Here is a 23637-nt window from a genome sequence, read left to right on the forward strand (position 1 = left end):
CCTGCATGAGTATGGCGTAAGTTTCATTGAGATGAGGATGGACCCGACTCTTCAGCGGCGGCTGCCTGCTGGCGCTCAAGTGCGCGTAAGCGGCGGCGCAAAGCATTGAGCTGCGGCAGTACCGCGGCATTGCGCTGCCAATCGGAATGGTCGGAATACGGAAAGACTCCGGTGTAGCGACCGGGCTTCAGAATGCTTGAGGTCACCGCTGTCGCACCTGAAATGTGCACATCGTCGCCCAGCGTTAAATGCCCGGCCGTCATGGCGGCGCCTGCCAGAGTGCAGCGCTTGCCAATAATGGTGGAGCCCGCCACGCCTACGCAAGCGGCCATAGCGGTGTGTTCGCCCACCTGGCTGTTGTGCCCGATCATGATCTGGTTATCCAGCTTGACGCCGTCAGCCAGCGTGGTGTCTTCAAGGGCGCCGCGATCAACCGTCGTGTTAGCGCCGATTTCGACATCGTTACCTATTTTTACGCCACCTAGTTGGGCGATTTTGGCCCAGGCACCTTGACCGCGCGGGTCTGGTGCAAAACCAAAACCATCGGCACCCAGCACACAACCCGAATGCAGGATGGCACGATCACCGACGGTCACGCCATGGTAAAGAGTGACGTTTGCATGCAGCAGGCAGTCCTGCCCCAGGGACGACCCGGCGCCAATGACGCAACCCGGGCCCAGTCGCGTGCCGCGCCCGATAGTGACGCCTTCTTCCACTACGCATTGTGGGCCGATACTCACGCCCTCTTCGATACGTGCGGAATCTGCAATGACTGCCGAAGGGTGAATGCCGGTAGGCAGTTTAGCTAGGCGGTGCCGGTCGAACCATTGCGCTAACAGCGCATACATCAGATAGGGTTCGCTACACAGTACCGGCACAAAAGCTAACTCTTTGCCTTGTAACGACTCTTCCCAGACCGCAGGTGTAACAATAACGGCGGCCGCCCTGCACCCTTCAAGCTGATCTTGCAGCTTAGGGTTGGACAAGAAACTGATTTGTTCCGGGCAGGCGCTAGAAAGCGACCCTAGCCCACGAATAAGGGGGGTGTCGGAACCAGGCACGGGCTTGCATTCGACGCCCAAGACATTTGCTTCGGCAAGCAGTCGATCAAGCTTAACGGCCTGTTCCGGCGCAAGCAGCAACGGCATGGTGTATTAACCGCCGAGCGCTTTGAGAACCTGGTCGGTGATATCGACACGCGGGCTGACCGTGACGGCATCTTGAATGATGAGATCGTAGCCTTCACGCTCGGCGATAGCCTTGATAGCGGTATCAGCCTGTTCGATAAGCGTTGAAAACTCTTCGCTGCGACGGCGGTTCAGGTCTTCCTGAAATTCGCGGCGCTTGCGCTGCAGATCGGTATCTTTGTCGGCCAAACGGCGCTGGCGCGTGATGCGCTCAGATTCGGACAGCACAGGTGCATCCTTATCGAACTTCTGGATATCGCTGTTCAGGCTGTCGGCCAGCTTCTGGAGCTCTTCTTCACGCTTTCTGAACTCGCGTTCGATCTTTGTTTGTGCTGCCTTGGCAGCGGGTGAATCACGCAGAATGCGATCCGTGCTCACGAAACCGATCTTGGTACCTTGCGCTTGCACGGGGGCCGCCGGCACGGCAAGCGCTGCACCCACGGCGACCATGGACGCCAACACCCAGGCGCGCTGGCTACGGCCAAGCCCCTGCGACAGCGCGGAAACTTTTAATGCGATTTGAGACTTCATGAATACTCTACCTTGCAAGGAGCGAAGATCAAAAGATTATTGTGCCATAAGGAACCCCTGAACAAACTCGTAAGGCTTAACCGCTTGCCGTTGGAGATAGGTTCAGGTTTCCCGAATATCAGAATGACGTACCGATCTGGAACTGGAACGATTGTTTTTCGTCACCCGGTTTGTCGTTGAGCGGACGGCCATACGACAGCTGCAGCGGGCCGAGCGGGGATTCCCACGACAAGCCCACGCCTGCGGAATACCTCCAGCCGCAGGGGTCTTCCGCCATGCGGCCTGGCGCCCCGCCGTAGCAGGTATCGCTGCCCGTTGTGGCGACCTGCCCTGCATCGGCGAACAGGAACCAACGCAACGAGCGATCGCGCGTTGCGCCAGGGAATGGCAAGAATAGCTGGGCATTGGCCACCAGGCGGCGCGAACCACCCAGATAGTCGTTTGTCAGGGTATCGCGTGGGCCCAAGGAGCCGCCCTCGTAGCCGCGTACCGTGCCAATCCCCCCGGCGTACATATTCTTGATAACCGGGAAGGTCTTGTCGTTATATGTTTTGCCCCAGTCAGCCATGAAGTTGAAAGCCAGTGTATAGGCCTTGCCCAACGGAATGTAATGCTGATGCTGACCGTGCAGCATGTAATAGCGCAGGTCCATAGTTGAAACGTCAGCCGACAGATGGCTGTAATAACCCTTAGTGGGCGCCAGCGCGCTGTCGCGAGTGTCTTTTGACCAGCCTACGTTAAAGACGACGGAGTTGGTGCCTTCGCCGTATTCTTCAATGAAGCTCTGGTACGCCCGCGGCGTATACAGAGGATGCAAATCGCTGATTTTGTTGTGCTCGAAACTGACACCCGCAAAGATACGATCGTGTTCAGTAATGGGTACACCAAAGTTCAACCCACCGCCGTACGATGTGATTCGGTACTCGCCCCATGCATCGTTGGCATCGTAGGGTTCGGTGCGGCGATAGTACAGCGAAGTGGTTTTGCTGATGCCATTTTCCGTCCAGTAGGGATCGGTGTGCGCCAGCACCAGGGCGCGGTTGCGGTCGCTGGTGTTTACGTTCAGCGACAAGGAATTACCGCTGCCGAAGATGTTGTCCTGGCTGATGCCTGCCGACAACATGACTTTGTCAGTTGAGCCATAGCCCACGCCCAGGTTGATTAGCCCGGTGGGTTTTTCCTTCACATCGACCTTGACGTCGACTTGATCGGGACTGCCAGGCACAGGCGAGGTGCTGATATCCACCTCGTTGAAATAACCCAGGCGGTCAACACGCTCGCGCGAGGTGCGCAGGCTGCCGGCGTCGTACCATGCCGCTTCCTGCTGCCGGAACTCACGGCGGATGACTTCATCGCGCGTGCGGGTATTACCGCCGATCTCGATGCGACGCACGTACACGCGGCGACCGGGATCAACGTAAAAAGTTAGATCGGCTTCCTGGGTTTCGCGGTCAAGCACCGGGTTGGGGTTGACGTTGGCGAAGGCGTAACCCAGGCCGCCGAGATATTCTGTGATGGTCTTGGCAGTTTCGTTGGTGTTGGCCGCAGAAAATACCTCGCCTTCCTTTACCTTCACCATTTCCTGGAGCTGCGGTTCGAGCTCCAGCAGGTCGCCCGCCAAACGCACGCTGCGCAGCGTATAGGGCTTACCTTCATGAATGGTGATAGTAATGAAGATATCGCGACGGTCGGGAGAAATCGTGACCTGTGGCGCGTCAGCCGAATATTCCAGGTAACCGCGGTCAAGGTAGAAGGAGCGCAGGCGCTCCATGTCGCCTTCCAGCTTCTCACGCGAATATTTGTTGGTACCCGTGTACCAAGTCATTATGCCGCTTTCGGTGAGTTCAAGTTCGTCGCGCAGTCGGCCTTCGGAGAAGGCCTCATTGCCGACGATGTTGATTTCTTTAATGCGAGCCAGGTCGCCTTCAAAGATATCGAAAGCAATGCCTACCCGATTACGCGGCAGCGGCGTAATGACGGGCGAGATTTCCACGCCGTACTTGCCTTTAGACAAATACTGCTGCTTGATTTCGAACTCCGCACGCTCCAGCATGGAACGATCGAATACGCGGCCCTGGCCGAAGCCCACCTGCTGCAGCGACTTGATAATGGACGCACTATCGAACTCGCGCATGCCGTTGAAGCTCACCGAGGCAATAGTCGGCCGTTCTTGTACTGTGACAACCAGTACATCGCCGCTGGTGTCAATCTTGACATCATTGAACAGCCCGCTGGCATACAGCCGCTGAATGGATTCAGCCGCCTGCTCTTCGGTGAACGTTTCCCCCACCTTGACCGGCAGATAGGTAAAGATGGTCCCGACATCCACGCGCTGGACGCCGTTTACCTGGATGTCCTTGACCACGAAGGGCGTGAACGCATGCGCGATACTCGAAGCAAGCAAGGTGCTGAGCAAGACGGGCAATACGCGTCTTGCAAATGGAAGTTTCCGGCTGAAGGACATCCTATACGATCCTTGGTCGACTAAATTGGTGAATGATTGTAAGGCACAACGAAGCTAAATACGCTGTTTGGCCGACTTGAATACTCATCTTCCAACATCGCACCCCGAACCTTAGCTGAAAATCCGGGTGAAGTCGTTGAAAAATGCGAGGCTCATCAGCGCAGCAAGCAAGCCTATCCCGATGCGCTGGCCCGTCATCACCCAGCTCTCCGGCAGGGGACGCCCTCGTAACCCTTCCAGCGCATAATAAAGCAGATGGCCACCATCCAGCATGGGGATAGGCAAAAGATTGAGTACACCAATGCTGACACTGATCAGCGCCATAAAGCTGATGTAGGCCGCCAACCCGACACGGGCTGTCTGGCCGGCATAATCGGCAATGGTGACCGGCCCGCTGACATTACGCAGAGAAACATCGCCGAAAATCATGCGCCCCATCATTTTGAATGACAGGATGACGGTGTCATAGGTGCGTTCGACGCCCCGCCACAGACTTTCGAATGGGCCGTATTTGACCTTGACCATGGCGAGGTCGGCTCCCAGCATGACGCCGATACGCCCTACCGTGTGGCCGTCGGCATCCGCCTCAGCTGAAGGCGTGATGCTCATGGCCACAGTGGTGCCATCGCGTTCTATCAACAACGGCAAAGGCTTGCCTGGAGACTTCTGCACCTCAGCCACCACGGCGGAAGCGCTAGGGTTATGCGTATCCCCAATTGAAAGGAAAATATCGCCCGGTAACAAGCCGGTGGCCTGCCCTGCTCCACCGGCGACCAGTTCACGCACCAAGGGCCGAGGCGTCATCAGCGCCAGCCCCGCTTCGGACATGGGATCGGCGGCATCCGGCTCGACAGCCACGGCCTGTAATTGCAATTGACGCGAGCGAGTCAGGCCGTCGGCGGTTTCCACTTCGACCTCGACCACGCCGCCACTGGTAAAGACATCCATCAACTGCCAACGGACATCACTCCAGGATTCCACCGCCTTGCCGTTAATGGCTGTGAGCTTATCGCCCGCTTGAAAACCGGCATGCGCCGCAGGCGTAGAAACGGGGGGATCACCGATCACCGCGGCTGGCTGCATCGTGCCTAGCAGGCCCAGCAGCGCGTACAACAAGACAGCGAGCAGTAGATTGGCGAAGGGGCCTGCAGCGACGATGGCGGCCCGATTGCGCAGCGGCTGAGAATTGAAGGCGTGCCTGGGGTCACCTGCAGCCGTGTCGGACTCAGCATCGTCGAGAAACTTGACATATCCCCCCAGGGGAATGGCTGAGAGCGCCCATTCTGTGCCATTGCGGTCGCGGCGGCGCAAAAGCACTTTTCCGAAACCCACGGAAAAGCGCTCGACGTGCACGCCACAACGTCGCGCCACCCAATAGTGGCCGAACTCGTGAAAAGTGATCAGGACGCCCAGCGCAACGGCAAAGGCCAGCAGAGTAAAAAGCATTATGTTCCGCTTGTGAGAGACTTTGCTCAGGTACGCAGCATGCAGAGCTCCGAGGCAACCGCCCGGGCGTGATTATCGTGTTCCAGCACGTCTTCCAAAGAACGGGGAGCCGCACCGTTAAACGACGCCATGCGATCAAGACAGTCGCCGATGACCTGGGGAATTTCAGTATAGCGAATTCCACCCGACAAAAACTGTGCAACCGCAACTTCATTGGCGGCGTTCAGGCTGATGCAGGAAGTCTGCCCTGCACGCAGGGCATCGTAGGCCAGCCCCAGGCACGGGAAGCGGTTGAAATCCGGGGATTCAAAGTCCAGCTTCTGCATGCGAGTCAGCTCGAACAGGCCCACCCCACTGGCGATGCGTTCGGGGAAACCCAGACCGTAAGCGATGGGGGTGCGCATGTCGGGTTGACCCAATTGCGCCAAGATGGAGCCGTCTTCGTACTCCACCATGGAATGCACCAGGCTTTGCGGGTGGATCAACACCTGAATATTGTCGGCTTCCATGGAAAACAGCCAATGCGCTTCGATGACTTCCAGCCCCTTGTTCAGCATAGTGGCCGAGTCGACGGAAATCTTGCGCCCCATACTCCAATTGGGGTGGGCGCATGCTTGTGCGGGGGTGACATCGTGCAGCGACTCAATTGAAGCCGTACGAAACGGCCCACCGGAAGCGGTCAGCAAAAGACGCCGCACACCTCGTGCGGGCAAGCGCGGGGCGCGGGCCCGATCTTCGTCTTCCGGCAAGCATTGGAAGATGGCATTGTGTTCGCTGTCGATAGGCAAGAGTTCGGCGCCGTTGTCGCGAACCGCCTGCATGAACAAGCCACCCGCCGCAACCAGCGCTTCCTTGTTAGCCAGCAACACCCTTTTGCCCGCTTGGGCCGCGGCTAGAGCGGCAGGTAACCCGGCAGTGCCGACAATGGCCGCCATCACAACGGAGACCTCTGAATCAGCCGCTGTCTCAGCCAATGCGGCTGCCCCTATACGGAGCTCCGGAGCCGGCCTGCCCGCCGGCCAGACGTTGCGGAAGCGCTGAGCAGCGGGCGTATCCGGCACTACGACGACTTGCGCATTACAGGCCAAGGCCTGCTTGGCCAACTGTTCAATCTGGCTATAGGCGCTCAGGGCATGGACGCGAAAGCGATCAGGATGTCGGGCGATGACATCCAGGGTGCTCACGCCTATGGAGCCCGTAGAGCCGAGCACGCAAACACTTTCTACCTTCATTGAAAAATAATTCCTGTCAGCATGATGGCCACTGGCGCAACAGGCAGCAGTGCATCGATGCGATCATAAACGCCCCCGTGGCCGGGAAGCAGGTTACTGGAATCCTTGACGCCCGCCCGCCTTTTCAGCAAGGACTCGAACAAATCTCCAACAATGGATAGTGCAGCCAACAACGCAGCCAGAAGGAACACAATGGGCAGCGACCAGCGCTGCGCCAGAATCGCACCAAAGCTATCGGGTATCGCGGCGGTAGCCGTGGTCCAGATGGCGGCGGCCAAAATGCCGCCTATCGCCCCGGCCCAGGTTTTACCGGGGCTGACCTTAGGAGCCAGCTTGCGCTTACCCAGGGCGCGTCCGGTGAAATACGCAGCAATGTCAGCGAACCAGATCAGCGCCATCATCGACACCAGACACCAGGCGCCGAATTCTACGAACAGCAGCACCAACGCCGCCCACGCCGCAATAACGGCCAGTGCGCCAAAGACGCTCATGGCAATCGGAAAGCGCCTTTCAGCGGTGTTTCCTTGCAGCACTTGTGGCAGAGCTAGCGCCACCCAACCGAGTAGCGCCAACGGCATAAGCCACGGGTGAACCAGTTGCTCAACGGCCGGCACCGCTGCCGTGGAAGGCATCCATGTCCAGACCAGCCAAAGCATGAATACGGACGTGAATACAGCAACCCAAGGTGCAGCAGGCGCCCAGACAGGAGTCAGCGATAAGCGCAGCCATTCCCATAGAGCGCAGCCAGCCATCACCAGCAGTAATACGATAAGGGGCCAGGGGCCGGGCGCCATGAGTGCGCCAAGGAGCACCAGCAACAGGACAATGGCAGTCAGCACACGCTGTATCAACATGGTGAACCTTCCAAAGAAACGAGTTTTCAGACGCCGCCGGCCAGTTGGGCACTGGTGCGGCCAAAGCGGCGTTCTCGCGTACGATACCACTCGAATGCAGCGTCGATATCCTGAATATTGAAATCAGGCCAGTATCGTTCTGTGAAATAGAGCTCGGTGTAGGCCAGCTGCCAGATCAAAAAGTTAGAAATACGTTGTTCGCCACCCGTACGGATGAAGAGATCTGGTTCTGGCGCGAAGGCCATTGAGAGATAGGGAGTCAGGGCTTCTTCGTCGATGCCCTTGGGGTCGGCCAGTAAGGCAGGTTGAGCAGCCACCATGCGCTGCATGGCTTGGAGAATGTCCCAGCGCCCGCCATAGTTCGCCGCAATCGTCAGATGCAATGCGTCGTTCTGCGCAGTACGTTCCTCTGCCTTGCGGATAAGTTCCTGCAAACGTGGTTCGAAGGCGGCGATATCGCCCACGATACGCAGCCTGACACCTTGCTCGCAAAGCTTGCCGACTTCTTTCTCAAGCGTCTGCACAAACAAACGCATTAAGAGGGAAACTTCTTCTTGGGGGCGCCGCCAGTTTTCGGAACTGAAGGCGAAGAGAGTGAGGTAATGTACGCCGCGGCGGCCACAGGCTTCGACCACGCGCCGCACGGCTTGGACGCCGCGCATATGCCCCGCAGTACGGGGCAGGAAACGTTGGGTGGCCCACCGCCCATTGCCGTCCATGATAATGGCTAAGTGACGAGGCACCCCGGAATGTTCCGGAACGGCAAGGGTGGAGCTTTTATGCATCGGGCCAGGCGGAGCACAACGGTCAGACCGTCATGATCTCCGCTTCTTTCTGTGTAACGGTTTTATCGATTTCAGCTACGTATTTATCCGTGAGCTTTTGGATTTCATCCTGCATGCGACGTTCGTCGTCTTCGGAGATTTCCTTATCTTTCACCAGTTTTTTGAGCGCTTCGTTGGCTTCCCGGCGCAGGTTGCGAACCGCCACTTTGGCGTCCTCGCCTTCGCTGCGAACCACTTTGGTGAGGTCGCGGCGGCGCTCTTCTGTGAGGGCGGGCATGGGTACACGGATGCTCTCGCCCATGGGAATGGGGTTCAGGCCCAGATCGGACTCACGAATCGCCTTCTCGACGGGTCCGGCCATGTTCTTTTCCCAGACCTGGACATTCAGGGTGCGTGCATCCACGACCGTGACGTTGGCCACTTGGCCAACAGGGACCATTGAGCCGTAGTATTCAACATTGACGTGATCCAGGATGCCGGCGCTTGCGCGGCCAGTACGAATCTTGGCCAAGCCGATGCGCAGCGCTTCGACGGATTTCGCCATGCGGCTATCAGCTGAACTTTTCACCTCTGAAAGACTCATTGTGATTCCTTTGTTCTTCAGACGTGCACCAGCGTGCCTTCTTCTTCACCCGAAACGGCTCGCATGAGTGCGCCTGGTTTGTTGATCGAAAAAACCTTGATAGGCAGCTTTTGGTCGCGGCACAGCGCAAATGCCGTAGCGTCCATGACCTCAAGGCGACGGACAATGGCTTCGTCGAAGCTGATACGCGTGTAAAGCGTTGCGTTGGGGTCTTTATTGGGATCAGCGCTATAAATACCGTCTACTTTAGTGGCTTTGAGTACAACTTCCGCGCCGATTTCCGCACCACGCAAGGCGGCTGCGGTGTCGGTGGTAAAGAACGGGTTGCCGGTGCCTGCCGCAAAAATAACCACCTTGCCCTCTTCCAGATAACGCAAGGTTTTGGGACGGATATAGGCTTCGACCACTTGATCGATACGCAAGGCTGATTGTACCCGGGCATCGACGCCGCCGTGCTTCAGGGCGTCCTGAAGCGCCAAGGCATTCATGACGGTGGCCATCATGCCCATGTAATCGGCGGTGGCGCGGTCCATGCCCTGCGCGCCGGGGGCAATACCGCGGAAGATATTACCTCCCCCAATGACGATGGCCAGCTCGACTCCGCTTTTTGCGACAGTGACGATCTCTTCCGTCATACGCAAGATGGTGGCTCGATTGATACCGAACGTGTCTTCGCCCATCAGGGCCTCGCCCGACAGCTTCAGGAGGACACGTTTGTATGGTCTGGTCGTCATGAAAGAAACCCCGGAATAACAAACGCAAAGTTTAAATGAGAAACACCGGCCATGGGCCGGAAACGTCGGCGCCGAAGCGCCGACATCAAAGCAAAGTGGTGCTTAGTTGTTGCCGGCAACGGCAGCGACTTCTGCGGCGAAGTCTTCAACTTTCTTTTCGATGCCTTCACCGACCACGTACAGAGCGAAACGGCTGATCTTAGCGCCGTTTTCCTTGAGCATCTGCTCAACGCTTTGTTTGTCGTTCTTGACGAACGGCTGGGACAGCAGCGTGACTTCTTTGAGGTACTTTTGTACGGTGCCTTCAACCATCTTTGTGACGATTTCAGCAGGCTTGCCAGATTCTGCAGCCTTTTGCTCAGCCACGGAACGCTCGCGCTCGATATCTTCGGCGGGCACACCAGCGGCATCCAGCGCCTTCGGCTTGGTAGCGGCAACGTGCATGGCGACATCTTTGCCGACTTCGTCTTCACCCGAAAACTCTACCAGCACGCCAATGCGGCCGCTGTGCACATAGCTGGCCAGCTTATCGGCGGTTTCGTAGCGTTCGAAGCGACGCACCGACATGTTTTCACCGATCTTGCCGATAAGAGCGGAACGGGTGCTTTCCACAGTACCTTCGCCCATGGGCAGTTCGCTCAAGGCGGCCACGTCGGCCGGGGCTTTTTCAGTGACCAGGCGAGCCAGGTCGTTGACAAATTTGATGAAGTCTTCGTTCTTGGCCACGAAGTCGGTTTCGCAGTTGACTTCGATAACCGTGCCGCTCTTTCCGTCGTCGGCAATATGCAGGCCGATCAGGCCCTCTGCCGTCACGCGCGAAGCGGCCTTGCCTGCTTTGCTACCCAGCTTGATGCGCAGGATCTCTTCAGCACGTGCGATGTCGCCGTCAGCTTCCGTCAGCGCCTTCTTGCATTCCATCATGGGCGCGTCGGTCTTTTCGCGCAGTTCCTTGACCATGCTTGCAGTGATTTGGGCCACAATTTTCTCCAGTTCGGTAAAACACGCTCCGGCGGGACCGGGGCAGGTTCAAAGCATGTACCGGCGCCCTGCCCGGAGGCGGACGCCGGCATGCGCACAGCGAGCCGTGCGCACCCGTTTTTACTCGCTGTCCTCTTGGGTCTCTTCGACCTCAACTTCGACAAACTCTTCGCCTTCGGCGATTTCTTCAACAAGGCCGTTGAGTGCCTGTTCACGGCCTTCCAGCACGGCATCCGCCATGCCACGAGCGTACAGAGCGATAGCCTTGGCCGAGTCGTCGTTGCCAGGAATCACGTGATCGATGCCCTCGGGCGAGTGGTTGGTATCCACCACGGCCACAACCGGAATGCCCAGAGTGCGGGCTTCGGCCACGGCAATCTTGTGGTAGCCAACGTCGATGACGAACAGTGCGTCAGGCAGGTTGGTCATGTCCTTGATGCCGCCGATCGACTTGTTGAGCTTGTCCAGTTCGCGTTGGAACATCAGCGCTTCTTTCTTGCTCATGAGCTCGGTCAGGCCTTCGGCTTGCTGAGCTTCCATTTCCTTGAGGCGCTTGATGGAAGATTTGACCGTCTTGAAGTTGGTCATCATGCCACCCAGCCAGCGGCTGTCTACGTAGGGCATGCCGCAGCGCTGAGCTTCTTCAGCCACTAGTTCGCGTGCTGCACGCTTGGTGCCGACAAACAAAACTTTGCCGCCACGCGCTGCGATTTGGCGCAGGTATTTTTGTGCTTCCAGGTACTTAACAACGCTCTGCTCGAGGTTGATGACGTGGATTTTGTTTCGTTGACCGAAGATGAAGGGGGCCATCTTCGGGTTCCAGTAACGGGTCTGGTGACCGAAGTGGACTCCGGCTTCCAGCATTTCACGCATTAAAGACATAATATTCTCCTAGGGTTGGGTCTAATACCTGGTGCAAGTTATTCGCAGGGTGGTGAATCACCCGACAAACACCCCGGCGCACCCGCGCTGAGTCTTTGATTCAGCGCGCCACCAGACAGGCTGGCGCAGGCATGCTATTTCCGGCTTGACTTCAATACTGCTTAATTAACCCTTACTGCCATACGCTTTGGCATGCAAGGTTCGCCTTTACGGCGTTTACTACTGCTTTATCACTGCTTTGATACTACGTTTGGTACTGCCTTTGCTACTATGGTGTGGCCTTATATCCTGCACCCTCGCCTGCTGCCCACTTGCAAAAAGCGCGGCATACACAGGCGTGACAAGGCATAGGTATAAGGCCAAAATTCCAGAAAGCCTATAATTCTACTATTTTTTCGTTAAGCTAGCACAGACACCATGAGCACCCTAGTTACAGACCCCGCCGACCTCGATAAAATGCGCGCCGCCTGCCAGGCAGCCGCTTCCACTTTGGATTATCTGACCCCATATGTGCGGGCCGGCATTACGACGGGGGAGCTCGATAAGCTTTGCATGGATTACATCACTAATGTGCTGAAGGTGGAGTCGGCCACCGTGGGTTATGCGCCGCCGGGTTACACCCCTTTCCCCGCTTCCATCTGCACGTCGGTCAACCATGTGATTTGCCACGGCATTCCTGGCGATAAAATACTGAAGAACGGCGATATCATGAATATCGACGTTACCGTAATCAAGGACGGCTGGTTTGGCGATACCAGCCGCATGTTCCATATTGGCGAACCTTCTATTTTGGCCCGCCGCCTCGTAGATATCACATACGAATGCATGTGGCTGGGCATTGAGCAAGTCAAACCCGGCGCAACGCTGGGCGATGTCGGCCACGCGATTCAAAAACATGCGGAAGGCGCCGGGTTTTCCGTGGTGCGCGAATACTGCGGCCACGGCGTGGGCCGCCAGTTCCACCAAGACCCTCAAGTACTGCACTATGGCAAACCCGGCACAGGTGTGCGGCTAGAGCCCGGCATGATTTTCACCATTGAACCCATGATCAACGCCGGCAGGCGCGATATCCGCACCCTGGCTGACGGCTGGACGGTTGTGACACGCGACCGCAGCTTATCGGCGCAATGGGAACACGCCGTGCTGGTGACAGACACGGGTTATGAGGTTCTGACCATTTCGCCCGACATGCCTGCCCCGCCCGCCTTTGTTAAAGGTTATCAGGCAGCCTAACCTACCGCCGCCATGGCTTTCACTCGTGACATCGCGCTGCTTCGCCATCAGCTTGCTTCAAGCCGGCGCGATGCCATACAACTTTTTCGAGAGAACCGGCGGCCTGAATCCCTACTGCAAAACCTACGGCGTATTGCGGATCGCACGCTGAAAAGCTTGGTGGCGCTCCACCCTCTGCCGCCGGGAGCCACCCTGGTGGCGGTCGGCGGCTACGGGCGCGGCGAGCTTTACCCCTTTTCTGATGTCGACGTCCTGATACTCTTGCAGGAACCGCCTTCAGCCGAGGCGACTCGCTACCTCGAAGCCTTTGTTGCCGCCATGTGGGACTTGGGCTTGGAGCCTAGCCATAGTGTGCGCACCATTGAAGATTGCACACGCGAAGCGGCAGCAGATGTCACGGTAGAAACTTCATTGCTGGAATCTCGCTGGCTAGAAGGCGACCGTAAACTGATGCAGGCTTTGCGAGAAGCCATGTCGCGCCAAAGGAACCCGCGGAGTTTTTTTCAGGCTAAACGGGCTGAAATGCAGCAACGCCATGCCCGCTTTCAGGATACCGCCTACGCGCTGGAGCCCAATTGCAAGGAATCCCCTGGCGCTTTACGCGATTTGCAAGTGGTGTTGTGGATGGCGCAGGCGGCCGGCATGGGCAGCACTTGGGCTGAAATCGCCCGCAATGACGGCCTGACCTCTTCTGAATTGCGAGCGTTGCGCCGCGCCGAACTCGCCTTTAAGCGGCTGCGTATTGAGCTGCACTTACTGGCCGGGCGGCGCGAAGATCGCCTGCTGTTCGACTTGCAGCCTGCCTTGGCGGAAATCTACGGCTTCGAAGCCACCAAGAACCGGCGCCCCAGCGAGCTGTTGATGCAGCGTTATTACTGGGCGGCGCGGGTCGTCTGCCAGCTGAATAGTATCTTGCTGCATACTCTGGAAGATCGCCTGTTCCCACTGCCCGTGGAGCAATTTCAAGCCATTGATGAGGATTTTTGCGCCGTACGTGGTCGCCTCGCCGTGCGCCGCGAAGATGCTTTTGAGCGCAACCCGGCACTGATCTTTCGCGCCTTTCTTGTAATGCAAGAGCATAGCGAGCTGACCGGAGTCACGGCACAGACGCTACGCGCGCTATGGCATGCCCGGCGCCGCATCGACACGCAATTCCGGCGCAACCCCGTTCATCGCCATCAGTTCATCCAGATTCTGCAACAGCCTCGCAGGGTGACTCAAACCCTGCAGCGCATGACCATGCTGAATATTCTGCCACGTTACCTGCCGGTGTTCCGCCGCGTTGTCGGGCAGATGCAGCATGATCTATTTCATGCCTACACGGTTGACCAACACACGCTACTGGTCATTCGCAACTTGCGGCGTTTTACGCTGCCGGAACATGCTCAGGAGCACCCGCTGGCCAGCCAGTTAATGGCCGATTTTGAAGACCCATGGCTGCTATATGTGGCCGCCCTGTTTCATGACATCGCCAAGGGGCGCGGCGGCGACCACTCTGAGCTGGGCGCTCAGGACGTACGCCGCTTTTGCCGCGAGCACAATATCGAAGGCGAACAGGCGCAGCTGTGCGAGTTTCTCGTCAGGCATCATCTGCTGATGTCCATGGTGGCCCAGAAGCGCGATCTCAGCGACCCAGCGGTGATTCTAGAGTTTGCCGCTCAAGTGGGAAATGAGCGACGCCTGACCGCGCTGTATCTACTCACGGTAGCCGACATACGGGGCACCAGCCCCAAGGTTTGGAATGCGTGGAAGGGGAAATTACTGGAAACCCTTTTCCATCTCAGCCTGAAAGCACTGGGTACCAGCCAACCAGATCCAGGCGCCGTGCTGGCTCGCCGCAAACTAGATGCACAAGACGAAATTCGTCGTTTTGGCTTGACCGACGCTAATCGGGAAGCGTTTTGGTCGCAAATGGATGTCGCCTATTTCTTGCGCCACGACGCAAGCGATATCGCCTGGCACACTTACCATCTTCATGCTTGCGTCAATACGCCTGAGCCCGTTGTCAAGGCCCGGGTAATTGGTCAAAACGAGGCCTTGCAAGTATTGGTCTACACCCCTGATCGTGAAGACCTCTTTGTATCTATCTGCCGTTATTTCGATGAAGCCCGCTACAGTGTGCAGGACGCCAGGGTTCACACAACCCACCACGGTTGGGCGCTGGACAGCTTCATCGTATTGCTGCTCGATGCGCAAGCCGACTATCACAGCTACGCAGCACTGGTGCAACGCGAGCTTGCGGCGAGTTTGCGCGAACCGTCGCGCACTCCATGCCCGGAAACGCGCTTGGCACGCAAGCGTTCGCGCCGTTCGCGGGTATTTCCCATTGTGCCTAGTGTGGAGCTGCAACCCGATGAGCATCATCTTTCCTGGCGGCTGGCCATTACTGCCGCGGATCGCCCGGGCCTATTGCACAGTCTTGCTAAAGTTTTTGCCACGCACGAGGTGGATCTAAAAATGGCCAAAATCATGACGCTAGGCGACCGCGTTGAGGACATTTTCATCGTGGGCGGCGCTTCACTTGAACAGCCGCGTGCCCAACGCCAGTTCGAACGCGATATCCTAGCCGCCCTGGAAGCCCCTTTTTCTGTTTAACCGACCAAGAAGCAACATCGTGACACTCTCATCTACCCGCCTATTGCATCTGATCGCCCTGCTCTGTGTGGCGGCCGTTGGCGCAGCGCTGATTTCTCAGCACGCATTCGACATGCCTCCATGCGCCTGGTGCGTGTTTCAACGCCTGCTGTTTTTGGGGATTGCGGTGATCGCCTGGTTAGGGACCCTCGGTGGTCGCTTCTGCACTGTGACGCCTCGGGTTGCCGGGGCACTTGCTGCAATCGGGGCAGCAGGCGGTGTCGTGGCCGGTTGGTATCAACATACGGTCGCTGCACAGATGTTTTCTTGCGACCGTACTTTCGCTGATCATTTCATGGGGTATAGCGGCCTGGAGGCGGGCATTCCCTGGCTGTTCGGCATCTATGCCACCTGCATGGACGCTCAGGTGAAACTCTTTGGCGTTGAATATGTCTTTTGGGCGATTGCGCTATTTGTCATCGTGGCGATTCTTGGAGTGATGGCACTGTTACGTCGCCCGGTTGAAGAATAAACCCGCCTGCGGGCGGCTGCGCTATGGCACCCAGTGCATCGCTAGTGAATTATTAAAGCCGGTTCAAGGTTCTGACAGCTGAAACGCCGTATCCAGAGCTGGTACGGCCTTCAGCAAGGTTCTATGGCGATGATGTCCGGGTTGCCCTCTGCATAGGCCAAGGCGTATTCCAGCTCGCCCCGGCTGGCTGAGTGAATCACACACAAGGGCTGGTCGGGGCTGATGTTTTCATCCAGACGCACCAGCATTTCCAGCCCTGCTGAAGCGCTTTCGGGCGCACCGGCCAGTTTGGCCAGGCGAGCCAGCTTGCGATTGTCAATTCCACACACCCGGCCTGCCTCAGTCGCCCGCAGCACTTGCTTTAAGGGCGCTACAGGAGGCTCGCGCATGCCGCCCTGCGCCTCGCAAATCGCCATGAACTTCTGCCAGGCTCGGCCATCTTCCAAGGTTTTCAGGGCCAGCTCGTAACCGGTGTCCTGCGGAGCCTTACCGCCCATTTCCAATAAAATTCCTGCCAGACGGCAGGAACGTTCTTTAAGGTCGGCGGGCGCATGCGGTTCATTACGCAAAATGGCAAGCAGATCGCGTGCTTCCAGAGCCGGACCAATGCCACGCCCGACCGGCTGGCGCCCATCCGTGCGTAAAGTAATAAGCTCAATGCCGAAATCTCTGGCAACGGACTCCATCAGGAGTTGCAGATGGTCTGCCGCCGCTGGACTACGCACCTTGGCTGTTGGCCCCACCGGGATGTCAATCACCATATGAGTCGCGCCGGCAGCGATTTTTTTGGATAAGACGGAAGCCACCATCTGACCGTCGTTTTCCAGATCAAGCGCCCGCTGTACTCGTATCATGACGTCATCGGCAGGGCTTAATTGCATGGAACCGCCCCACACCACACAGCCTCCTTCCCGATCAACGACCTGCCGAATGCGTTCAATCGGCAAATCAACCGGCGCCAGGGTTTCCATGGTGTCGGCTGTACCGGCAGGCGAGGTGATGGCCCGAGAAGAGGTTTTAGGAATGAGCAGCCCATGGGCGGCGACGATGGCGACCACCAGCGGTGTGGTGCGATTGCCGGGCAAGCCGCCCACGCAGTGCTTATCCAGCACCATGGAGGCCGGCCACTCCAGCCTAACGCCGGTTTCCACCATGGCCCGGGTCAACGCACGCGTTTCGTCGAGGTCGAGTGGCAGTGTGGTGCAGGCGGTGAGAAAAGCACCGATGTGGACGTCGGAATAACGGCCTGCGGCCATATCGTCAATCACCATACTTAGCGATGGACCATCGAGACGTAAGCCGAAAATACGCCGTCGCAAGGCGGAATACGAGTCTACAGGGCGCTGATGCCGGATAGACACGGTATTTCCTTCCTGAAGCCCCAGTTGGGCCCAAGCCGATTCTGACAGGCCTGCTTCATCCAGCCCTAAAGCGTCGCCATCCACCTGGTAGAGCGTGGCAATAATTTCGCGCGCGCCCGACCTGACGGAAACCCTGACTTGGCTTGCCAAGCCTTCAGACTTGCCCACGGGGCTGTCCGAGCGCATAAAGACGACGGCTTCGTGATCGGTATGGATACGCAAGCGCCGGGCTTTGAGCGGCGCCATTGCGCTGTCGTCAAAACGAGGGGTGAATTTTTTCATTTCAGAATGAACTCATCGAGGTGTTCAGGTACGCTGACTTTCCAGCCCAGCTCATCCTTGATGCGCAAGCGCAGCGTATCGGCAGCTTGTGGCTCGCCGTGATTCAGGAAGCAATGATTAGGAGCGACTTCAAAGCCCGACAGCCAGCGCATGATTTCGTTGCTGTCGGCATGGGCGGACAGCATAGAAAGGTTTTCCACTTCCGCACGGATCGGGATGTACTCGCCGTGAATCTTAACCTTGGACGCACCGCTGACCATGGTGGCGCCCCGCGTGCCTGCTGCCTGATAACCTGCGAACAGAATGGTGGAACGTGGGTCGGGCGCATAATGCTTGAGATGATGGAGCACCCTGCCCCCGGTCGCCATGCCGCTGGCCGAAATAATAATTTTCGGCATAGGAGAGATGTCCAGCGCTTTAGACTCCTGCACATCGCGCACATAGCGAGGCATCTGGAAAGCAGCCTGAAGTTCGGTGTAGTCGTGCCGCAATAAACGGGTGTTACGCCGATAAATTTCGGTGGCGTTGGTGGACATCGGGCTATCCACATAGACGGGCAGGCTGGCCGGCAAGCGGCCACTGCCGCGCAACCGGTACAAATACCACAGCAACAACTGCACCCGCCCCACGGCAAAAGCCGGAATCAAAACCGTTCCGCCGCGCTGAGTCGTGCGGGTGATGAGATCGCCCAGCACCTGCAAGGGGTCGGCATCACTATGCTCCCGGTCGCCATAGGTGGATTCCACCACCAGATAGTCGGCTTGTTTAAGCTGTGCAGGGTCCTGCATGATGGCGTCGTCGTAGCGGCCCAGGTCGCCGGAAAACACCACGCGGCGGCCCGCGTGTTCGATTTCTACGATGGAGGCGCCCAGAATATGCCCGGCGTCATGCCAGCGCGCTCGCCAGCCCGGCATGACATCTACCCACTCGTTAAGCTCCACTTTTTGAAACTGCTTAAGTGCGTGCTCTGCATCGGCCACGGTGTATAGCGGCAAGGCTGGTTTATGCGATGTGAGATTATGCCGGTTCAGAAATTCGGCGTCTGCCTCTTGAATACCAGCGCTATCCAGCAACAGAATATGAGCCAGCTCAACCGTGGCGGCCGTCGCTAGAATCGGCCCCTTATAACCCAGGCGGACCAGCCGGGGCAGATAGCCGGAATGATCAAGGTGGGCATGGGTAAGAAGAACGGCCCCCAGACTGGACGCCTCGACAGGAAATGGCGCCCAGTTGCGTTTCCTGAGATTTTTCAACCCCTGGAACAGGCCGCAATCCACCAGCAGCTTCTGGTCGCCATCCTGCAGCAACGCTCGGGAGCCCGTAACCGTACTTGCTGCCCCAAGAAAACTCAGTTTGAAAGCGTCGCTGTGGCTCATTGCGCCCCCTTGTTACGAGTGGTTTGTGCTTACTGGTAAATGTCGTTCAGTTTGCCGCGCCCCGCAAGGGCTTTCACAACGTTTTCTGGCAGATAAACCGCCGCGTCTTCACCCAACAAGGCTGCCGCTTTCTGGACAATATGCGCCCAGGTACATTGGTTGGCGAACAGCATACCTTCGGCGTCGAAGGTGCCGCCCCGGTTGATATAGCCCAAGGCGACTGTCTTCCCAGGCCCACCGTCAATACGGCGCAAAGCGCCCAGCATGGGTTCAGGCCGACTATGCGAAATGATGACGCGAGCAAGCCCTGTGGGGAACGCCTCGGTCACGACATCGTCGGGCGTGACAAAACCCGCTTCGATGCGGTCGCGCGGGATGCGTAAACGGCCTGGTTCCAAAATGGCCACCACTTGCGCCCGGCACCCATGGTTCCCCAGTACCTGAGCGGCCCGCAGCGCTTCCTGCAATTGATAGGCGCCAACCGCCAACAGCTGAATGCGGGTATCGTCGGCCAGCGGCTGCAAGGCTGCAAAGCCGATTTCCATGGCTTGCGTCGCGTGCTGTGTGTCAAAGACCTGTGGCATTTCCTGTTTGGGCGCGACCACTGCGCCGATCACACCGTGACTGGAATAGACTTCCCGCAAGGCGGCTACTGCGGTATTTGCGTCGACAGGAAACATGACGCGAGCGGTATCGGACATTTCCCCCAAGAGGGCTTCACACAGAGTCGGGTCTTGGTGAGACTGCTCGTTCTTGCCGTTTTCCCAGGTGTGGGAAGTCAGCACCACAGGCACCCCCAACCAGCCCGGCGGTGTCCCCGCCTCGCGTTGGTGGCGGGCAAAGAGAATGTCCTGCCGCAGCGCCCCCAGCATCTTGACGGCAAACGCCTCGTAGCTGACCGCAATATTCAGCCCGCCCTTATTGCCCAAAGCAGCGCCAACCACGGCTTCTTCATTGAGTGCAGTGATGACCGCGCCATCGACGGCTTCGTGGCCGCCCGGCTCGGGCTTATCGACACGATGTTTTAGCAGGGCCAGGGTACGGCCCATGCGGTTACTTTGAAGCTCGTCGGGGTTGCCCACCCTTACGCGCAGGCCCGGGTTGGCTTCAACTAGCTCGACGAATGCATCGTCCATGGCTCTCATGGGAGAGATGGGCTGTTGCGCGTCGTATTGGGGAGGCGTCGGGAAAACCGGTTGCTCCACCTGCCGGCGAGTCAGCGGGTGGTCCCGTTCCAACGGCCGGTTCTGCGTACGGTGCAATTTGAACATGCCGCGCGCCGCATCCAGCGACGGCAAGTCGACATAAAGCCGGGCCGCGCCACGATTGAACTCATCGCGAGCCGCCTCGTCGAATGCCGGGTTCTGTTCCAATGGCAGATTGTGTGAGTGATTGGTGCCCGCTCCTGGAAAGCCGTAGCCCTTAACGCATGTAGCGATGGCGTGCGGCAGGCGCAACGGGTAACTCAGCCGCCCTTCTTCTTCCAACTTTCCATAGCCAGCCAGGACATCTTCCATTTGAAGCAGGGCCCATGCATAGGCAGCCGGGTCGTGGCCATCAATTTCAAAGGGATCAAAGCCATTCAGACGCAGATGGTCCATCAGCCAGCCTGCGCCCCCTTCCTGAACGATATTGGTGCGTTGTTCGATGCGCCGCCCATTGAGAATCATGAAGGGCATCACATAGCCGCTGTCGGAAGGCCGCCACCAACGCGGCGCCCAGTCGCCACCCCGTTGTTCTTCAAAGGCGCCGTCACTCAAGAACACAGCCAAGCTTTCTCCCGGCAGCGGCATGTGTACATACTGCACCTCGGCAAACCCCAGATAGCCGCCTTCCAGCACGCCGCCGGCCGTATGGACGTTGACATGACTGCCTAAGGGAACACCCGGCAGGCCTTCAGGGGTGATGGCATAGGAGTAGAAGTCCTGTACCAGCTGGGTAAGCCCTTCATCCGTGGCGGTGTAGCGCCCTTTCTGACCGGGCGAAACATTACCAATCAGAACGTTGACCGCCTCAATGGCCGCCACGCAATGCCCCTGCCCCATGACCCAACTGCGGGTATGGCCGGTCAAGACATTAGCGGCCAAGTACCCTACATAGGCGGGCACCATATTGAGGGAGCCCCCGGTATGGCCTTGCGGCGAAGGCTTGAAATCTTCCGCCTGCAAAGGCTGGCCGTCCAGCCGCACACGTTGGGCGTAAGTCATGTGCGCAACCAACCACATGGCGGCGCTTGTCAGGCGGTCGGCAGCCGCCAGGACATCAAATACGAATGCCGCATCGGGCACTCTGCCTTCTTCCACCAGGCGCGCGGCCAATGAGAGCACACGCTCATTGGTGCGCTCCTGATGTTGGATGACACTATGGCCCTGCGCCCAGCGCGCGTAGGAAGGCAGGGAACGGAGCGTGGATGATTCAGGGCGATGAGTATGCGGCATAGTGTCCTCCAGACAGTAGTTTTAGAGCACGCCAGTCAGGGTGTCGTAGGTCTGCTGTGCAATGATTTGTTCCTCATTGGTTGGCACGACATATACCCCGATGCGGCTATCAGGCTGAGAGATGGTTAGCGCGTTGGCCGCATTCGCGGCCGGGTCGAGGCGAATGCCCATCCATTCCAGGTGGTTACACACTTGCGCACGGATTTCAGGGGAGTTCTCACCGACCCCGGCAGTAAATACCAGGGCATCCAAGCCTTGCGTGGCTACACATAGCCCGGCAATGCTTTCTGCGGTACGGTACGTGAAGTAATCGACGGCCAGGCGCGCTGACAGTTCATTGCTGGCAAGTAACGTGCGCATGTCGTTACAGATGCCCGACAAGCCTTTCATACCAGAACCGTTGTAGAGCAGATCTTGAATTTCATCGTGCTCCATGCCTTGTTCCAGCATCCACAGAACGACGCCTGCATCCAAGCGGCCCGGCCGGGTGCCCATGGGTAAACCATCCAACGCTGTAAAGCCCATGGTGGTTTCCTGGCTGACCCCATTGACCATGGCGCAAGCCGATGCCCCTGACCCCAAGTGTGCGGTAATCACCCGCCCTGCTGCGACTTCAGGAAGGATTTCGCGCAGGCGGGACGCGATGTACTGATATGACAGGCCGTGAAAGCCATAGCGGCGCACACCGCGATCGTAATATTCCTGAGGCAATGCAAAGCGTTCAACCACTTTGCTCTGTGTGCGATGGAAGGCGGTGTCGAAGCACGCAACCTGACGAATTTCTGGCCAATGTTCAAAAATTACGCGCACCGGCGCGAGATTATTCTGCTGGTGCAGTGGGGCCAAGGGAACGAGTTCGTCCAGGTAGTCAAGAATTTCGCGCGTCACCAGAACGGCGCGGCTCATCTTGGGCCCGCCATGCACAATGCGGTGCCCTACAGCGATGGGGGGTTGTGGAATACGTTCCTGCAACCAACCTGCCATGATCTCCTGAGCAGCGCCTAGGTCTTTAGCCTGAGCAGGTTCCAGTTGGCGGTTCACCAGACATTCGCCGCTCGCGTCGGTTACTTTGAATGCAGGCCGGCTGCCGCCAATGCCTGTCAAACTGCCGCCCAGTATCAGCGCCAGGGTTTTGTCACCCTGTATTTCGTGCGCTTGGAACTTAAGACTGGAGCTGCCGGCATTGACGACCAGAATCACATCATTCATCGTTGCCCTCCGCCGCCAGGGCCAGCTGCTGTTTAATCAGATGGTCGGCATACAGGGAGGCAACCGCGCAGGACGCGAGTTTGGTACTGCCGCTGTCGGCACGACTGGTCAGCACAATGGGCACTTTGCCGCCCAGCACCACGCCCGCCGCAGAAGCGCCACCCAGGAAGGTCAGGTTTTTAGCCAGCATATTGCCCGCTTCCAGGTCTGGCACCACAAGAATTTGCGCACGCCCGGCAACTGGAGAGTTAATACCCTTGATGCGAGCGGCGTCAAGACTGATGGCGTTGTCTAAAGCGAGTGGGCCATCGAGCTCACCGCCCTGTATTTGGCCGCGCTGAGCCATTTTGCACAACGCTGCAGCTTCGATGGTGCTGGGGATCTTGCTGGTGACTTGCTCCACGGCAGACAGGATCGCCACTCGCGGCGTACCCAGCCCCAGGCCCAGATGCAGATCAATCGCGTTCTGGATGATGTCTGCTTTGGTTTCGAGATCGGGGAAGATATTGACGGCGGCGTCGGTGATAAACAGCAGCTCATCGTAGTTGGGCACATCCATGATGAAAACATGGCTGATGCGGCGTTCGGTGCGCAAACCGCCTTTGTGCTGTATCACCGAATGCATGAGCTCGTCGGTGTGCAGACTGCCTTTCATGAGCAACGATGCCTGTGCGCTTTGCACGTACTCGACAGCCAGATCTGCCGAGGCGTGGCTATGGGGCGTATCGATCAGCTCCAAGCCTGAAATATCCAGCTTGCTTTCCTGTGCTACTTTTTTGATGCGGCTGCGAGGGCCGACCAGCACTGGGCGAAACAAACCCAATTGAGCGGCTTCGACCGCAGAACTGAGCGAACTGGTATCGCAAGGGTGGGCCACTGCGCAGATTGGCGGGTCGATTTTACGCGCTGATTCGATCAAGGTCTGATAACGTAGAGATTCGCTCATAAGGATGTCC

At 57.9% G+C, this 23637-nt stretch carries 19 protein-coding genes; 3 read left to right on the forward strand and 16 right to left on the reverse strand.

Annotated features, from left to right (window positions below):
- Positions 1 to 23: 23 nt before the first annotated feature.
- From lpxD to rpsB, 11 genes are all read right to left on the reverse strand, one after another.
- The gene (gene lpxD / locus VRY85_RS10795; RefSeq protein WP_414598602.1) at positions 24 to 1148 is read right to left on the reverse strand and encodes a UDP-3-O-(3-hydroxymyristoyl)glucosamine N-acyltransferase; all 1125 of its coding nucleotides are present in this window, start codon (positions 1146 to 1148) and stop codon (positions 24 to 26) included.
- Positions 1149 to 1154: 6 nt separating this feature from the next.
- Positions 1155 to 1637, reverse strand: a complete 483-nt coding sequence (locus VRY85_RS10800) for an OmpH family outer membrane protein (protein WP_414598717.1) — start codon at positions 1635 to 1637, stop codon at positions 1155 to 1157.
- Between the two features lie 199 nt (positions 1638 to 1836).
- Positions 1837 to 4182, reverse strand: a complete 2346-nt coding sequence (gene bamA, locus VRY85_RS10805) for an outer membrane protein assembly factor BamA (protein ID WP_414598603.1) — start codon at positions 4180 to 4182, stop codon at positions 1837 to 1839.
- A gap of 111 nt (positions 4183 to 4293) precedes the next feature.
- Positions 4294 to 5628, reverse strand: coding sequence for an RIP metalloprotease RseP (gene rseP / locus VRY85_RS10810; protein ID WP_414598604.1), 1335 nt, complete (start codon positions 5626 to 5628; stop codon positions 4294 to 4296).
- A gap of 26 nt (positions 5629 to 5654) precedes the next feature.
- Positions 5655 to 6860: a 1-deoxy-D-xylulose-5-phosphate reductoisomerase gene (gene ispC, locus VRY85_RS10815; RefSeq protein ID WP_414598605.1), complete on the reverse strand. Its 1206-nt coding sequence runs from the start codon at positions 6858 to 6860 to the stop codon at positions 5655 to 5657.
- Entirely contained in the window at positions 6857 to 7714 is an 858-nt protein-coding gene (locus tag VRY85_RS10820; protein ID WP_414598606.1) for a phosphatidate cytidylyltransferase, read from the reverse strand. The genes ispC and VRY85_RS10820 overlap by 4 nt, the downstream gene beginning before the upstream one ends.
- 26 nt (positions 7715 to 7740) lie before the next feature.
- On the reverse strand, positions 7741 to 8499 hold the full coding sequence (gene uppS / locus VRY85_RS10825) for a polyprenyl diphosphate synthase (RefSeq protein ID WP_414598607.1): 759 nt from the start codon (positions 8497 to 8499) through the stop codon (positions 7741 to 7743).
- 22 nt (positions 8500 to 8521) lie between these two features.
- On the reverse strand, positions 8522 to 9082 hold the full coding sequence (gene frr, locus VRY85_RS10830; RefSeq protein ID WP_414598608.1) for a ribosome recycling factor: 561 nt from the start codon (positions 9080 to 9082) through the stop codon (positions 8522 to 8524).
- Between the two features lie 17 nt (positions 9083 to 9099).
- Positions 9100 to 9816: a UMP kinase gene (gene pyrH, locus VRY85_RS10835; protein ID WP_414598609.1), complete on the reverse strand. Its 717-nt coding sequence runs from the start codon at positions 9814 to 9816 to the stop codon at positions 9100 to 9102.
- Positions 9817 to 9918: 102 nt separating this feature from the next.
- Complete coding sequence (gene tsf, locus VRY85_RS10840; RefSeq protein ID WP_414598610.1) at positions 9919 to 10794, reverse strand: translation elongation factor Ts; 876 nt, start codon at positions 10792 to 10794, stop codon at positions 9919 to 9921.
- Between the two features lie 120 nt (positions 10795 to 10914).
- Positions 10915 to 11676 carry a 30S ribosomal protein S2 gene (gene rpsB / locus VRY85_RS10845; RefSeq protein ID WP_414598611.1) on the reverse strand — a complete coding sequence of 254 codons (762 nt, stop codon included), beginning with the start codon at positions 11674 to 11676 and terminating at the stop codon, positions 10915 to 10917.
- A gap of 417 nt (positions 11677 to 12093) precedes the next feature.
- On the opposite strand from rpsB, the gene map reads away from it, so the two are divergent.
- Genes map through VRY85_RS10860 form a run of 3 tightly spaced genes read left to right on the forward strand, consistent with a single transcriptional unit; the run spans position 12094 to position 16015 of the window.
- Complete coding sequence (gene map, locus VRY85_RS10850) at positions 12094 to 12909, forward strand: type I methionyl aminopeptidase (protein ID WP_414598612.1); 816 nt, start codon at positions 12094 to 12096, stop codon at positions 12907 to 12909.
- A 12-nt stretch (positions 12910 to 12921) separates the two neighbouring features.
- The gene (locus VRY85_RS10855) at positions 12922 to 15504 is read left to right on the forward strand and encodes a [protein-PII] uridylyltransferase (protein ID WP_414598613.1); all 2583 of its coding nucleotides are present in this window, start codon (positions 12922 to 12924) and stop codon (positions 15502 to 15504) included.
- Between the two features lie 19 nt (positions 15505 to 15523).
- Complete coding sequence (locus tag VRY85_RS10860) at positions 15524 to 16015, forward strand: disulfide bond formation protein B (RefSeq protein WP_414598614.1); 492 nt, start codon at positions 15524 to 15526, stop codon at positions 16013 to 16015.
- A 110-nt stretch (positions 16016 to 16125) separates the two neighbouring features.
- Here VRY85_RS10860 and VRY85_RS10865 read toward each other — a convergent pair whose 3' ends face one another.
- The 5 genes from VRY85_RS10865 to VRY85_RS10885 are packed head-to-tail and all read right to left on the reverse strand — an operon-like array spanning position 16126 to position 23627.
- Complete coding sequence (locus VRY85_RS10865) at positions 16126 to 17658, reverse strand: thymidine phosphorylase family protein (protein ID WP_414598615.1); 1533 nt, start codon at positions 17656 to 17658, stop codon at positions 16126 to 16128.
- Positions 17655 to 19034 carry an MBL fold metallo-hydrolase RNA specificity domain-containing protein gene (locus VRY85_RS10870; protein WP_414598616.1) on the reverse strand — a complete coding sequence of 460 codons (1380 nt, stop codon included), beginning with the start codon at positions 19032 to 19034 and terminating at the stop codon, positions 17655 to 17657. Before VRY85_RS10870 ends, VRY85_RS10865 begins: the two co-directional genes overlap by 4 nt.
- Positions 19035 to 19063: 29 nt before the next feature.
- Positions 19064 to 21472: a xylulose 5-phosphate 3-epimerase gene (locus VRY85_RS10875; RefSeq protein WP_414598617.1), complete on the reverse strand. Its 2409-nt coding sequence runs from the start codon at positions 21470 to 21472 to the stop codon at positions 19064 to 19066.
- Between the two features lie 21 nt (positions 21473 to 21493).
- Complete coding sequence (locus VRY85_RS10880; RefSeq protein ID WP_414598618.1) at positions 21494 to 22681, reverse strand: acetate/propionate family kinase; 1188 nt, start codon at positions 22679 to 22681, stop codon at positions 21494 to 21496.
- On the reverse strand, positions 22674 to 23627 hold the full coding sequence (locus tag VRY85_RS10885) for a phosphate acetyltransferase (RefSeq protein WP_414598619.1): 954 nt from the start codon (positions 23625 to 23627) through the stop codon (positions 22674 to 22676). Before VRY85_RS10885 ends, VRY85_RS10880 begins: the two co-directional genes overlap by 8 nt.
- Between the last annotated feature and the right edge of the window lie 10 nt (positions 23628 to 23637).

It is taken from the genome of Achromobacter sp. F4_2707 (genome assembly GCF_047501535.1).
In the GTDB taxonomy this organism is placed as follows: domain Bacteria; phylum Pseudomonadota; class Gammaproteobacteria; order Burkholderiales; family Burkholderiaceae_B; genus Yanghanlia.

What these genes read in the sequence shown, in the direction of transcription:
- lpxD (WP_414598602.1), bottom strand. Translation starts at nt 1,148, where the DNA reads ATGCCGTTGCTGCTTGCGCCGGAACAGGCCGTTAAGCTTGATCGACTG.
- VRY85_RS10800 (WP_414598717.1), bottom strand. Translation starts at nt 1,637, where the DNA reads ATGGTCGCCGTGGGTGCAGCGCTTGCCGTGCCGGCGGCCCCCGTGCAA.
- bamA (WP_414598603.1), bottom strand. Translation starts at nt 4,182, where the DNA reads ATGTCCTTCAGCCGGAAACTTCCATTTGCAAGACGCGTATTGCCCGTC.
- rseP (WP_414598604.1), bottom strand. Translation starts at nt 5,628, where the DNA reads ATGCTTTTTACTCTGCTGGCCTTTGCCGTTGCGCTGGGCGTCCTGATC.
- ispC (WP_414598605.1), bottom strand. Translation starts at nt 6,860, where the DNA reads ATGAAGGTAGAAAGTGTTTGCGTGCTCGGCTCTACGGGCTCCATAGGC.
- VRY85_RS10820 (WP_414598606.1), bottom strand. Translation starts at nt 7,714, where the DNA reads ATGTTGATACAGCGTGTGCTGACTGCCATTGTCCTGTTGCTGGTGCTC.
- uppS (WP_414598607.1), bottom strand. Translation starts at nt 8,499, where the DNA reads ATGCATAAAAGCTCCACCCTTGCCGTTCCGGAACATTCCGGGGTGCCT.
- frr (WP_414598608.1), bottom strand. Translation starts at nt 9,082, where the DNA reads ATGAGTCTTTCAGAGGTGAAAAGTTCAGCTGATAGCCGCATGGCGAAA.
- pyrH (WP_414598609.1), bottom strand. Translation starts at nt 9,816, where the DNA reads ATGACGACCAGACCATACAAACGTGTCCTCCTGAAGCTGTCGGGCGAG.
- rpsB (WP_414598611.1), bottom strand. Translation starts at nt 11,676, where the DNA reads ATGTCTTTAATGCGTGAAATGCTGGAAGCCGGAGTCCACTTCGGTCAC.
- map (WP_414598612.1), top strand. Translation starts at nt 12,094, where the DNA reads ATGAGCACCCTAGTTACAGACCCCGCCGACCTCGATAAAATGCGCGCC.
- VRY85_RS10855 (WP_414598613.1), top strand. Translation starts at nt 12,922, where the DNA reads ATGGCTTTCACTCGTGACATCGCGCTGCTTCGCCATCAGCTTGCTTCA.
- VRY85_RS10865 (WP_414598615.1), bottom strand. Translation starts at nt 17,658, where the DNA reads ATGAAAAAATTCACCCCTCGTTTTGACGACAGCGCAATGGCGCCGCTC.
- VRY85_RS10870 (WP_414598616.1), bottom strand. Translation starts at nt 19,034, where the DNA reads ATGAGCCACAGCGACGCTTTCAAACTGAGTTTTCTTGGGGCAGCAAGT.
- VRY85_RS10875 (WP_414598617.1), bottom strand. Translation starts at nt 21,472, where the DNA reads ATGCCGCATACTCATCGCCCTGAATCATCCACGCTCCGTTCCCTGCCT.
- VRY85_RS10880 (WP_414598618.1), bottom strand. Translation starts at nt 22,681, where the DNA reads ATGAATGATGTGATTCTGGTCGTCAATGCCGGCAGCTCCAGTCTTAAG.
- VRY85_RS10885 (WP_414598619.1), bottom strand. Translation starts at nt 23,627, where the DNA reads ATGAGCGAATCTCTACGTTATCAGACCTTGATCGAATCAGCGCGTAAA.